We start from the raw sequence: 11,850 nt of genomic DNA, 5'->3' as shown, positions 1-11,850 counted from the left end.
TGGTGTCTCCTGTTCAGCTTTTGGTCAGTACCTGGGATTCGCGGATCATCTGCTGCCAACGCAGGCGCTCGGCCTGCAGGAATTTTTCATAGGCCTCCGGGCCCTGGGCGGTGACCGAGACGCCTTGCTTTTCCAGCAGGTTCTTCAGCGCAGGTGCCTGTAGCTGGGCCACGGTGGTGCGGCCCAGGCGGTCGATGACATCGGCGCCGGTCTTGCGCGGCACAAAAAAGCCGTTCCAGATCGGCGCGGCATAGCCGGGGTAGCCGAGCTCGGCGACGGTGGGGATCTCGGGCCAGGAGGCCATGCGCTGCGCGCTCAACGTGGCCAGCACGCGCAGCTTGCCCGACTGCACCTGCGGGCGGGTGAAGAGCGCCGTCATCATGCCCATGTCCACGCGCTGCTGCAGCAAGTCTGGCAGGGCCGGGGCCTCGCCCTTGTAGGGCGCATGGATCATCTGCGCGCCGCTCAGCTTGCCCAGGTACTCCATCGCCACATGCAGCGGGCCCAGCGGCCCGGTGGACATATAGCGCAGCTTGTCCGGTGCCTTCTTCGCATCGGCCAGCAGCTCGCCCAGGGTCTGGTAGGGGCTGTCTTGCGCCACCACCAGCACATAGTCCACGTTGCAGATCGAGGCCACCGCCGCAAAGTCGCGCTGCGGCCGGTAGCCCAGGTCGGGCATGGTGTGCTCGAGCACGATATTGGTGCCCACGCCGCCCATCAGTATGTTGTAGCCATCGGGTTCGGCATGGGCCACCTGGGTGACGCCGATGGCGCCGGCTGCGCCCACCTTGTTGTCGACCACCACCGGCTGGCCCAGGCCGGGCTCCAGCGCCTTGGCCAGCAGGCGGCCGAGCACATCGGTGGCGCCGCCGGCGGCAAAGGGAACCACCAGCCGCACTGGGCGCGATGGGTAGGAGCTCTGCGCCCAGGCCTGGTGGCCAGCCAGCAGGCTGGCTGCGCCCCAAGCGGTGCTGTGTGCCAGCCACCGTCGTCTGCCGGGATTGACCGGCGCTTGTTGCAGGGAAAGCTTGTCGTTCATGGCATTGTCTCCGTTCCGTTTTCTGTGGTGTGCCGTGTCCTAAGCGAGATGAGAGAGGCGCTACAGCCGGGTGGCGCTGATCGTGAGCCCTCCGTCGATGTGCAAGGTCTGGCCGGTGATGTAGCCAGCCAGCGGGTGCAGCAAGAAGTCGATCGCATGGGCGATCTCCACCGGCTCGGACACCCGCTGCAGCGGCACGGCGGCGAGCAGCGCCTCGGTCTGCGGCGCGCCGGGCGGGCTGGCGGTCTTGAACAGCTCGGTGGCCACGGGGCCGGGGGCAATGACATTGACGGTGATCTGGTCCGTGGCCAGCTCCAGCGCCCAGGTGCGGCTCATGCCGATGACGGCGGCCTTGGTGGCGCTGTAGGCGGTGCGGTTGGGCTTGCCCAGCGCGGCGCGCGAGGAGATATTGACGACCCGGCCGGCGCGCGCCTGGCGCATGCCCGGCAGCAGCGCCTGCATGCAGACCAGGCAGGCGTTCACGTTCAGCGCCATGGCCTCGTTCATGTCGGCCACGCTGGTGTGCGCCAGGTCGGTGGTGTGGGCCAGCGCGGCGTTGTTGACCAGGCCGTAGAAGGGGGCCTGCGCGGCCAGGTCGCTGACCAGCGCCCGCGTGCCGTCGAGGTCCATCAGGTCACAGGCGATGAATTGCTCATCGGCCCGCGCATCGGCGGGGATGCTGCGCGCCAGGCCTATGGTCTGGTAGCCCTTGTCGGCGAGGTAACGCATCGTGGCGCGGCCAATACCCCGGCTGGCGCCGGTGACCAGGACGCGGGGTTGGCGGGAGCTGTCTGTCATGCCAGGCCTTTCAGTAGTTGCCGACCGATGATGGTCTTTTGCACTTCGGTGGCACCTTCGTAGATGCGCATCGGGCGCACTTCGCGGTAGAGGCGCTCGACCACGCTGCCGCAGGTGATGCCCATGCCGCCCCACAGCTGCACCGCTGCATCGACCACCTGGAAGGCGGCTTCGGTGCCCTGCATCTTGGCCATCGCCGCCTCGGTGCTGATGCGGCGCTGGCGCACATCGCGCAGCCAGGCGGCCTTGTGCACCAACAGGCGTGCGGCTTCCAGCTGCGTGGCCATATCGGCCAGCTTGTGCTGCACGGTCTGCATCTCGGCCATCGCCTGGCCATAGAGCTGGCGCTGGCTGACCCGCGCCAGGGTCTCATCGAGCGCGCGCTGGCCCATGCCCAGCGCAGCGGCCCCCACCGAGCTGCGGAAGATATCGAGCACGCCCATCGCCACCTTGAAGCCCTCGCCGGGCTGGCCCAGCAGGCGGTCCGCCGGCACCTTGCACGCGTCAAAATGGATCTCGGCGAGTGGGTGGGGCGCAATGATGTCGATGCTGCGGTGAATGCGCAGGCCCGGGGTGTCGGCATCGACCAGCAGGGCCGACAGGCCGCTCGCGCCCCTGGCCTCTTCGGTGCGGGCGATGACGACGTAGAAGTCCGCAATGCCACCGTTGGAGATATAGGACTTGGCGCCATCGAGCAGGTAGTGGTCGCCCTGCAGCACCGCCCGCGTTTTGGTGGCGGCCACGTCCGAGCCGCCATCGGGCTCGGTCAGCGCAAAGGCTGCCACTTTGCGGCCCTGGCTGCAGGCGTGCACATAGGGCGCCACCAGCTGCGCATCACCCTTTTGCCAGAGCGCGGCACTGCCAATGCCCTGCATGCTGAAGACAAAATCGGCCAGCGGCGCGTAGTAGCCCAGGCATTCGCGCACCAGGCAGATGGCACGCAGGTCCACTGCGGGCGCCATGCCCTCGGCCATCGCCGGCGCTGCGTATTCAAGCAGGCCATGCTGGGCCAGGCTGTGCAGCCAGTGGGCGCATTCGGCCTGCAAATCCTGCGGGGTTTCATCGGCCAGGCGCGCGCGGTTGTGGCCGATCCAGCCGTTGAGCCGGGCGATGACCTCGGCATGCCGCGCGTCAAAAAATGGCGTCTCGGCCAGGGTCCAGCTGTGCTTCATACGCTGGCCTCCTGGGCGAGCAGGCTGTGGGCCAGGTCGCGCAGCTCGTTGCGTTTGACCTTCTTGCCATTGGGGCCCATGGTGTAGGGAAAGGTCTCGACCCGGAAGATGCGGATGGGCACCTTGTAGCGCGCAATCTGCTGCTGCAGCCGGGCCTTGATGGCGGCCTCGTCCCAGCGCCGCTCAGCGCTATCGCTGGGCTCCAGCACAAAGGCCACCGGCCGCGAGCTGCCCGAGGCATTGACCGCTACCACCTGGCAGGCGCTGGCGCCGCACAGCGCCATCACCGACTCTTCGATCTCAGCCGGGTTGACCAAGAAGCCGCCGATGCGCAGCACATCGCCCAGGCGCGAGATATGCGTGAAGCCGCCATCGCCATTGAGGTAGCCCAGATCGCCCGAGCGCGGGTAGCCGTCGTCGGTAAAGGCCTGCTGCGTCGCCTGCGCGTCGTGCAGGTACTGCTGCATCAGGGTGGGGCTGTAGAACTCCAGCTCGCCGGGCTCTTGCGCCTCGGCGAGGGCGCCAGTCTCCAGGTTGCGCACGCGCACCCGCGCCTGCGGGCAGACCGGAAAGCCGCCGGACTGGGCGCGCCGGGGCAAGGGGGCGGCCGGGTCCTGGTGGGCAAACAGCGCAAAGGTCTCGCTCATGCCAAAGCAGCCGACCATGGGGATGCCGTACTGCAAGGCACGGGCGGGCAGCGCATCGAGCCCGGGCACAAAGTTGGCATGGCCAAAAAAGCGCAGCGCCTGCGGCTGCCAGCCGGCGGGCAGGTCGGCGATGAGCTTGTCGACCATGTCGTTGGTGCCAAACATATGGCTGATGGGCTCGTGCTGCAGGCAGGCTGCGGCGCGCGCGGTATCAAACACCTCGTGCAGCACGAGGCATGCGCCAGCGGCCAGGGTGGCCATCGCCGCTGTGTAGCCAAAGGCCCCGCACAGCGGCAAGGCCAGCAGGCTGCGGCAGCCGCTGTCGATGCCAAAGCCGGGTGCCACATCCTGCGCATGCTGGGCCACGCTGGCCTGGCGGTGCACGATGAGCTTGGGCTGGCTGGTGGTGCCCGACGAGGACAGGATGATGCAGGTCTGATCGCCCTGGCAGGCGCTGGGGTGCTGGGGTGTTGCGGGTGCTGCCATCAGCGTTTGCCAGGGCTGGATGGGCAGCGCCGTGCCAGCGACTTGCATTTGGCCCGGGTTGCTGTGGGCCGGGCCCAGGCTGGCATCGATCAGGCACTGCAGGCTGCCGCCTTGCTGGGCCAGGATCTGCTCCAGGCTATTGCCGGGCAGCAGGCTGGCAGCACTCGCGGCAGCGCCATTCATCACGGCCAGCGCATTGGCGGTGGCGCGGTCAAAGGCCAGCGCCTTGCAGCCGGAGCGGTCGATAAAGCTGCTGATCTCCTTGACGCCGAGCTTCAGGTTGAGGCTCAGGGTCGTGATGCCCAGCTCGGCGCAGGCCAGGTGCAGCAGCAGCCAGTGGGGGGTGTTGGGCAGCCACAGGCCCAGCACATCGCCGGCCACCAGGCCTTGCTGGCGCAGGCCGTGGGCGCATTGCTGCACCTGGCTGCGCAGCTGGGCATAGCTGTGGGTGCTGCCGCCAAACTGCAGCGCGGGCGCGTCGTCGGCGCCCAGTGCCAGCAGGCTGCGCACATCATTGGCCCGCGCGCTGCTGGGCGCGCTGGCCATGGGTTGGGATGTCATAGGCGGCCTTTAGACGGTGGCGACCGGGGTCACGGGTGAGCCTACGGCACCGGGCAGGCGCAGCGCCGGCGCGGTCAGCATGAAGCGGTAGCGGCCATGGGCCTCCAGCCACTGCGCCAGCGGGTGCAGGTACCAGAGTTCGCCAAACGGCATGCCGAGCTTGAACAGGCAGAGCTCATGCAGCGGAAGAAAGGCGCAGCTGCCGTCGACCGGCCGGCCGGGTACCGATTCGATGCCGTAGTTGTCGGCCACCAAGGTGGTGATGTGGCTGTCGATGATCCATTGCTGCAGCTCGGGATCGCGCCCATCGAGCACCGCGCCGACGGTCTCGGGCATGTCCGACTTGGGCGGGCCATCGCAGGCAAGCAGCAACTCGCTAAAGCCGGTGTAGAGCGCCACGATGTCGCCACGGGTGACCTCGATGCCATCGGCCTTGAGCACCTCCTTGAGCATCTTGCCCGAGACGAGGGTGTGGCCGTCGCCAAAGTGGCGGCGCAGGTTGACCAGCACGCCCCGGCCCTGGATGGCCTGCTCGGCCAGGCGCTCCACGCCCAGCGCCTTGGCGCGGGACTGGCCGCCCATGTCCGGCAGGTCATCGGGCGCCAGAATGTCGATACCGGCCTGGAAGCCGTTGTAGTAGACCAGCTCGTCGACGCCATCGCCATTGATGTCGAAATGGCTGCCCACGTGTGAGAGCGCATCCCACTGCGTCGAGTACTGCAGGTAGATCTCGGCGTAGTCGTCGCTGACCACGTCGGTGTAGAGCGGGTTCTCACGCGAGAGCGCAAAGTTCAGCCCCGGGCCCAGCGGCCGGCGCGAGGGCTTGATGACCGGCGGGTGGCGGCGCGGGTTGAGCGCGTTGCCGCCGGGCTTGTCCAGCGGCAGGCTCAGGCAAAAGCGCTCGCCCGTCTGTATCTCCTGCGCCGCTTCCTTGACCTTGTCCGCCGTCAGGTAGTTCAGGCGGCCGAGCTGGTCGTCAGGGCCAAAGTCGCCCCAGTTCGATTGCGCGGGGCGCTGGGTCCAGCGCGGTGAGCCGGCGCTGCCGACAACAGGGGCAAGGTGCGGGGCATGTACAGGGCGGTAGGCGTTCATAGGGTTTTCCAGATAACGGGGGAGACAGCGCGCAGCGGCGATCTGCCGTAGCTTGTGCGCACCTCAAGAGGTACCGAGCAACTATGAGACGGGATGTGCCGGGATGGCAAAAGCTGGCAACACGGATGTTCACGATATGAACTCAGGTTTTCCCGGGGCGCAGAGCCCTGCGCGCCTCGTCAAGGTGCTGCGGCTGCTCACGCGCCACCATGTACAAGGCCTGTCGATTGCGGAATTGACCGCGCAGTCCGGGCTGGACCGCTCGACCGCAAGGCGCTTGCTGATGGTGCTGGCCCAATCTGGCTATGCGGCCAAGGATGCGGTCACAGGCCGCTACCGCTTGGGCGTTGAAGCCATGCTGACGAGGCTGGCGGCGATGGCCAAGCCCCCCATCTTTGAGGTCTGCCACCCAGTGATGGTGAACGTGGCCCGGCGCAGCGGCGACACGGTGTTTCTGATCATCCGCGTGGGCGACTTTGCCCACTGCCTGCATGTGCAGCCGGGCAGCACCGTGCTGCATGCCCACAGCCTGATGACCGGCCAGATCCGCCTGCTGGGCCAGGGCACCGCCAGCCTGGCCTTGGCCGCCAGCCTGCGCGATGCCGAGCTGGAGCAGATCTACCAGCGCCGCCGGCTGGACTACGAGGCCGCCGGCATCAGCCAGGAGCGGCTGATGGACATGGTGCGCCAGACGCGCAAACGCGGCCATGCGCTCAGCGTCAACCTGCTCACCTCGGGCGCCACCGGCGTGGGCCTGGCCATCGAGTTCCAGACCGCCCATAGCGCGCACATGGCCGCCATCAGCGTGGCCAACCACGATGCGCAGATGGATGCGCAGCACCAGGCGCAGGCGCTGCAGGTGCTGCGCGAGGAGCTGGCTCAGGCCGGCATTGCGCAGGTGGCCTGCGGCGGGCGCAGTACGGGCAGCGCCTAGCGCGCCGTTCTGGATCTGGATCTGCGCCGGGCTGCGGGCTGGGGCGCGGATGGCGCCAAGCGGCGCAGCTCCTCATCGCTGAGTATGAATGCGGGGTTGTCCACCAGGCGCTCGACCGCCAGATCGATAAAGGCGCGTGCCCGGGCGGGCTGCGAGCTTCGGCTGCCAAAGTACACAAAGTAATGGATGTACTCGGGCGTGTGCTCGACCAGCAGCGGCACGAGGCGCCCGTCGCGCAGGTAGGGCGCAGCGGTCACGCCTGCCAGTTGTCCCAGCACCTTGCCGTGCAGCACCGCCTCCAGCTCGAAGCCTTCGTCATTGCTGCAGAGGGCGGGCACGACGGGGATGTCCACGATCTGCCCGTCGATCAGCACATGCCAGGGCAGCACCTTGCCCGTTGCGGGGTGGCGGTAGGCACTGCAGCGGTGCGCTTCGAGCGCGCTGAGCGACTGCGGCGCGCCGTGCTGCTGCAGGTAGGCGGGCGCGGCGCAGATCACCATCTGCAGCGCCAGCAATTTGCGCGCAATCACCCCCTCGTGCGCCGATGCGCCGAGCCGAAAGCCCACATCCACGCGGTCTTCGACCCAGTTGCCGACCCGGTCTTCGAGCAGCACATCGGGCTGGATGCCGGGGTGCAGGTCACAGAACTCCTCGACCAGGCGCCACAGGATGGGCCCGAAGGTGCTGCGCGGCCCTGCGATGCGCAAGGGGCCTTGGAAGTCGTCCTTGCGCTGGCGGGCATTGTCCAGCGCGCGCTGCATGCCTTGCACCGATGGCTGCACCTCTTCGAGCAAGCGCTGGCCGGCGTCGGTCAGCGACATGACCCGGGTGGTGCGGTGGAACAGGCGCGCATCCAGATGCGCTTCGAGCTGCGCCAGCGCCTTGCTGGCCGCCTGGGGGCTGATGCCCAGGTCCAGCGCGGCCTTGCGCAGGCTGCCCAGCTCGGCCGCCTTGATGAAGGTGGTGACAGATCGCAGTTCGTTGAGGGCCATGCTGTGCTTTCTTGCAGTCCTATTGTCATCAATTTGGTGCTAATAAATCAACCTATTCACCACTATTCAGTATCAACACCCTTGCTTACAGTGGCCCCCCATGGGCGCTGGAATTCGCAGCGCTGCCCTCATCACCGGAGTTATGCACCATGAAATCCTTGCTTTGCATCGCATTGGCTGGCGCCGCCACCAGCGCCGCAGCGCAGCCACAGGGCGGCGAGCCGCGCGCGGCCGTGGTGGAGGTTCGTGCTGCGGCGACCCAGCCGGCATCTACTGGGGCGGCAGACCGCTTTAGCGGTGCCGTGCGCATCACCACGCCGTTCAGCGCGCCAACGCCTGGCCGCGCCGGTGGTGGCACCGTCGCCTTTGAGGCCGCTGCGCGCACGGCCTGGCACACCCATCCGCTGGGCCAGACGTTGATCGTGACGCAGGGCGCCGGTCTGGTGCAGCAACAGGGGCAGCCAGCGCTGGCGATGCGCGTGGGCGATGTCGTCAGCATTCCGGCCCATGTGCGCCATTGGCATGGTGCGGGGCCGGGCGAGGCCATGGTGCATGTCGCCATTGCAGAAAAGCAGGACGGCCAATCGGTCACCTGGCAGGAGCTGGTCAGCGACGACGACTACCAGGCAGCCTGGCAAGGCGCGGGCCTGCAGCAGGCCGCTGCGACGCAGCCGCCAGCACGCCACTACCCCAGCGCAGACAGCCTCAGTGCCCGGCAACGGGCGATCCCCTTGATCGCCGCGTTGACCGCCAGCAGCGATATGGCGCAGCTCGATGCCGCGCTGCGCCAGGGCCTGGATGCGGGGCTGAGCATCAGTGAGAGCCAGGAAGTGCTGGTGCAGCTGTATGCCTATGTGGGCTTCCCCAAAAGCCTGAATGCGCTCGCGCAGTTGATGCAGGTGCTGCAGGCACGCCAGCAGCAAGGCATTCAGGATGCAGCAGGCGCGGCGCCCAGCCGCGCAGTGGTGACCGGTGAGGGCCTGATTGCCGTGGGCCGCAGAAACCAGACAGAAATCTCCGGTGGCCCGGTGCAAGGGCCGGTGATGGCGTTTGCACCGGTCATCAACCAGTTTTTGCAGGCGCATTTGTTTGGCGACATCTTTGAGCGCGACAACCTCGATTGGCAAAGCCGCGAGCTGGCCACCGTGGGCGCCTTGGCTGCCACCCCGGGTGCCGAAGCCCAGCTGCGCTCGCACATGCGCGCCAGCCTGCGCGTGGGGCTGTGTGCCTCGCAGCTGCGTGAGCTTATCCAGGTACTGGCGGCCAGTGGCATGGCCGCAAGTGCCGAGCGGGCGCAGACCGCTCTGGCCCAGGCACTGGCGCTCGCGACGAAAGGACAACCATGAACATCCCCCAACTTTTGTGCGCGACAGTGCTGGTCAGCGGCTGCGCCACGCAGTCCGGCCCGGCTACTGCGCCTCTGCAGATCCAGTCCCAAGGCAGCTTTGCCGTGGGCGGTGTGCTGCAGCAGACCCCTGGGCGCTATGACAACAACCAGCCCACGGCGGCAGGACAGAGTTTTCATGGCGACCATCTGTATGCGTTCTACCAGGTGCCGGTGCAGCCCAAGCCGCTGCCCATTGTCATGCTGCACGGGGCTTTCCAATCTGCACGCAGCTGGGAGAGCACACCAGACGGCCGAGAGGGCTTCCAGACCTTGTTTTTGCGGCGCGGATTCTCGGTGTACCTGGTGGACCAACCGCGCCGTGGCCGGGCCGGCAACAGCACGGTGGCCGCGATGCTGGAGCCCACACCGAATGACCAGCTGTTCTTTGACCAGTTTCGCATTGGGCAATGGCCCAGGCGATTCGACAACGTGCAGTTTGACCCGGCGCCGGAAACCTTGAACCAGTTCCTGCGCTCCATCACGCCCAATACCGGCCCCTATGACGCAGCGGTGATTGCCGATGCCATGTCGGCGCTGTTCTCCCAGGTCGGACCCGGCATCTTGTTCACGCATTCGCAAGGGGGCGGGCCCGGCTGGCTGACCGCCATCCGCAACCCGAATGTGAAGGCCATCGTGGCCTTCGAGCCGGGCAGCGGTTTCATCTTTGCGCAGCAGGATGCCCCTGAGCCCATGCCCAGCGCAGCTGGCACCCTGGCGCCCGAGATCGTGCCGCTGGACGATTTTTTGAAGCTGACCCGCATCCCCATCGTCATCTACTACGGCGACAACTTTCCGACGACACCGACGGCTGCACGGGGGCAGGACAACTGGCGGGTGCGGGTGGCGATGGCCCAGCGCTGGGTCGCTGCGGTCAACCGGCATGGCGGCAAGGCGCAGCTGGTGCACCTGCCCGAGATCGGTGTGCATGGCAACACGCACTTTCTGATGTCCGACCTCAACAACCGCGAGATCGCGGCGCTGGTGGCGCAGTTCCTCTCAGCGCAGCAGCTGGACTGATCGGCGCGCAACATCCTCTCCGCCCCTACCGAAAGGCCTTCTTTTATGACCCTCCTGACCCGACGCACGCTGATGACGCATTCCGCGCTTGGCCTGTCCCTCAGCACCTTAGGAATTTCCACGATGACGACCACCACAGCGGCCGCTGCCGAAGCCCCTAAAAATCCCTTCACCCTGGTCTATGCGGGTGCGATTGCCAAGAACGAACCGGGCAAGGTCAACATCCACCCCGTGACCTACCCGCTCAATGGGCTGGACATCGTCGCCAACGTCTACACCCCTGCCCACTACAACCCCCAGCAGCGCTACCCGGCCGTGGTGGTGGCGCACCCCAACGGCGGGGTCAAGGAGCAGGTTGCCGGCCTCTACGCCCAGCGCTTGGCCGAGCAGGGCTTTATCACGATTGCCGCAGACGCCGCCTACCAGGGCGGCAGCGGCGGCCAGCCGCGCAGCACCGACAAGCCGCAGTTCCGCGTCGAAGATATCCACGGCATGGCCGACTTCATCACGCGCTTTGCCGGTGTCGACCCGCAGCGCCTGGGGCTGTTGGGCATTTGCGGGGGGGGCGGCTATGCGCTCTCGGCGGCCAAGTCGGACAAGCGTTTCAAGTCGATCGCCACCTTGAGCATGTTCAACTCCGGGCGGGTGCGCCGCAATGGCTTTGCCGATTCGCAACTGGCCAGCGTGCAGCAGCGCCTGCAGCAGGCCAGCGATGCGCGGGCTGCGCAAGCGGCGGGCGGCAAGATTGTCTATGCTGGCGATGCCGACATGAGCGATGCGCAGATTGCCGCGCTCCCGTTCGAGATGTACCGCCAGGGCTATGAATACTACTGGCGCAGCCATGCGCACCCGAACTCGACGTTCAAGTACACCAGCAGCAGCCTGTTGGACCTGATGCGCTGGGATGCGACCGACCAGATCGCGCTGCTCGAGCAGCCCTTGCTGATGGTGGCAGGCACTGCCGCCGACAGCCTGTACATGACCGAGGACGCGTTTGCCAAAGCCACCGGCGCCAAGCACAAGGAGCTGTTCAAGATCGAGGGCGCCACCCACATCGAGACCTACTGGGTGCCCAAGTATGTCGATGCCGCCATGGGCAAGCTGGCGCCGTTCTACAGCCAGACGCTGTAATGGCAGCGGCCAACCGCTCCACGCGGCGGGCGCTCTTGGGCACCTTGGCCGGCTTGCCGGTCGTGACGGCAGCCTCTGCCAAGCCGAACCAGGGCTGCGGCAGCAGCGCGGGCCAGGTGCTGGTGGCCTATTTTTCACGCACCGGTAACACCCGTGTCATTGCCGGCCTGGTCCAGCGCAGCCTCAAAGCGCAGATCGCCGAGATAGTGCCAGCCACACCGTACTCCGAGGACTACCTGGAGACGGTGGAGCAGGCCAGGCAGGAGCGTGATGCGGGCCGCAGCCGGCCTCTGGCGCGGCCTATCGATATCGGCGGTTTTGACACGGTGTATCTGGGCTTTCCCATTTGGGGTGAAACCGTACCTCCCGTGGTGCGGGCCTTTTTGGCGGCACAGGACTGGCAAGGCAAATCCCTGGTGCCGTTCCAAACCCATGGCGGTTATGGACTGGGCAACAGCCTGGAGGTGTTGGCCGGCTACCTGGCCCAGGGCCGCCTGCAGCCAGGTTTTGCGATGGAAGCCGACCAGGAGCGGCGCACGATGACCCAGGTGGGGGAGTGGCTGCAGAAAAGCAGCTGCCGCTGAGTGCCTGCGG

11 protein-coding genes are annotated in these 11,850 nt (G+C 67.0%); 5 read left to right on the top strand and 6 right to left on the bottom strand.

Annotation, left to right across the window (positions count from 1 at the left end; translation table 11 throughout):
- Window positions 1-13: 13 nt before the first annotated feature.
- Genes WH303_RS12540 through WH303_RS12520 form a run of 5 tightly spaced genes read right to left on the bottom strand, consistent with a single transcriptional unit; the run spans window position 14 to window position 5,795 of the window.
- A complete protein-coding gene (locus tag WH303_RS12540; protein ID WP_339518846.1) occupies window positions 14-1,039 on the bottom strand; it encodes a Bug family tripartite tricarboxylate transporter substrate binding protein in 1,026 nt (341 codons plus the stop codon).
- Window positions 1,040-1,099: 60 nt separating this feature from the next.
- A complete protein-coding gene (locus WH303_RS12535) occupies window positions 1,100-1,837 on the bottom strand; it encodes an SDR family oxidoreductase (RefSeq protein WP_339518845.1) in 738 nt (245 codons plus the stop codon).
- The gene (locus WH303_RS12530; RefSeq protein ID WP_339518843.1) at window positions 1,834-3,009 is read right to left on the bottom strand and encodes an acyl-CoA dehydrogenase family protein; all 1,176 of its coding nucleotides are present in this window, start codon (window positions 3,007-3,009) and stop codon (window positions 1,834-1,836) included. Before WH303_RS12530 ends, WH303_RS12535 begins: the two co-directional genes overlap by 4 nt.
- Complete coding sequence (locus WH303_RS12525; RefSeq protein ID WP_339518842.1) at window positions 3,006-4,703, bottom strand: AMP-binding protein; 1,698 nt, start codon at window positions 4,701-4,703, stop codon at window positions 3,006-3,008. Before WH303_RS12525 ends, WH303_RS12530 begins: the two co-directional genes overlap by 4 nt.
- Before the next feature lie 9 nt (window positions 4,704-4,712).
- Entirely contained in the window at window positions 4,713-5,795 is a 1,083-nt protein-coding gene (locus WH303_RS12520; protein WP_339518841.1) for a cyclase family protein, read from the bottom strand.
- A gap of 136 nt (window positions 5,796-5,931) precedes the next feature.
- Here WH303_RS12520 and WH303_RS12515 point away from each other — a divergent pair, with 136 nt between their 5' ends.
- Window positions 5,932-6,729 (top strand): IclR family transcriptional regulator, encoded by a 798-nt coding sequence (locus WH303_RS12515; RefSeq protein ID WP_339518839.1) that lies wholly within the window; start codon window positions 5,932-5,934, stop codon window positions 6,727-6,729.
- On the opposite strand, the gene WH303_RS12510 is transcribed toward WH303_RS12515, so the two are convergent.
- On the bottom strand, window positions 6,726-7,721 hold the full coding sequence (locus tag WH303_RS12510) for a LysR family transcriptional regulator (RefSeq protein WP_339518837.1): 996 nt from the start codon (window positions 7,719-7,721) through the stop codon (window positions 6,726-6,728). The genes WH303_RS12515 and WH303_RS12510 overlap by 4 nt on opposite strands.
- Window positions 7,722-7,870: 149 nt before the next feature.
- On the opposite strand from WH303_RS12510, the gene WH303_RS12505 reads away from it, so the two are divergent.
- The 4 genes from WH303_RS12505 (at window position 7,871) to WH303_RS12490 (ending at window position 11,840) form a co-directional block, all read left to right on the top strand.
- Entirely contained in the window at window positions 7,871-9,067 is a 1,197-nt protein-coding gene (locus WH303_RS12505; protein ID WP_339518836.1) for a (R)-mandelonitrile lyase, read from the top strand.
- Window positions 9,064-10,125, top strand: a complete 1,062-nt coding sequence (locus WH303_RS12500; RefSeq protein ID WP_339518834.1) for an alpha/beta hydrolase — start codon at window positions 9,064-9,066, stop codon at window positions 10,123-10,125. Before WH303_RS12505 ends, WH303_RS12500 begins: the two co-directional genes overlap by 4 nt.
- Before the next feature lie 123 nt (window positions 10,126-10,248).
- Window positions 10,249-11,256, top strand: a complete 1,008-nt coding sequence (locus tag WH303_RS12495; protein WP_339518832.1) for an alpha/beta hydrolase — start codon at window positions 10,249-10,251, stop codon at window positions 11,254-11,256.
- Window positions 11,256-11,840 carry a flavodoxin gene (locus WH303_RS12490; protein WP_339518830.1) on the top strand — a complete coding sequence of 195 codons (585 nt, stop codon included), beginning with the start codon at window positions 11,256-11,258 and terminating at the stop codon, window positions 11,838-11,840. The genes WH303_RS12495 and WH303_RS12490 overlap by 1 nt, the downstream gene beginning before the upstream one ends.
- Window positions 11,841-11,850 lie beyond the last annotated feature (10 nt).

Origin of the sequence: Comamonas sp. MYb69 (assembly GCF_037479315.1) — a bacterium.
Taxonomy (GTDB): domain Bacteria; phylum Pseudomonadota; class Gammaproteobacteria; order Burkholderiales; family Burkholderiaceae_C; genus Comamonas.
This window is presented reverse-complemented; position numbering and strand designations above follow the sequence as displayed.

What these genes read in the sequence shown, in the direction of transcription:
- WH303_RS12540 (WP_339518846.1), bottom strand. Translation starts at nt 1,039, where the DNA reads ATGAACGACAAGCTTTCCCTGCAACAAGCGCCGGTCAATCCCGGCAGA.
- WH303_RS12535 (WP_339518845.1), bottom strand. Translation starts at nt 1,837, where the DNA reads ATGACAGACAGCTCCCGCCAACCCCGCGTCCTGGTCACCGGCGCCAGC.
- WH303_RS12530 (WP_339518843.1), bottom strand. Translation starts at nt 3,009, where the DNA reads ATGAAGCACAGCTGGACCCTGGCCGAGACGCCATTTTTTGACGCGCGG.
- WH303_RS12525 (WP_339518842.1), bottom strand. Translation starts at nt 4,703, where the DNA reads ATGACATCCCAACCCATGGCCAGCGCGCCCAGCAGCGCGCGGGCCAAT.
- WH303_RS12520 (WP_339518841.1), bottom strand. Translation starts at nt 5,795, where the DNA reads ATGAACGCCTACCGCCCTGTACATGCCCCGCACCTTGCCCCTGTTGTC.
- WH303_RS12515 (WP_339518839.1), top strand. Translation starts at nt 5,932, where the DNA reads ATGAACTCAGGTTTTCCCGGGGCGCAGAGCCCTGCGCGCCTCGTCAAG.
- WH303_RS12510 (WP_339518837.1), bottom strand. Translation starts at nt 7,721, where the DNA reads ATGGCCCTCAACGAACTGCGATCTGTCACCACCTTCATCAAGGCGGCC.
- WH303_RS12505 (WP_339518836.1), top strand. Translation starts at nt 7,871, where the DNA reads ATGAAATCCTTGCTTTGCATCGCATTGGCTGGCGCCGCCACCAGCGCC.
- WH303_RS12500 (WP_339518834.1), top strand. Translation starts at nt 9,064, where the DNA reads ATGAACATCCCCCAACTTTTGTGCGCGACAGTGCTGGTCAGCGGCTGC.
- WH303_RS12495 (WP_339518832.1), top strand. Translation starts at nt 10,249, where the DNA reads ATGACGACCACCACAGCGGCCGCTGCCGAAGCCCCTAAAAATCCCTTC.
- WH303_RS12490 (WP_339518830.1), top strand. Translation starts at nt 11,256, where the DNA reads ATGGCAGCGGCCAACCGCTCCACGCGGCGGGCGCTCTTGGGCACCTTG.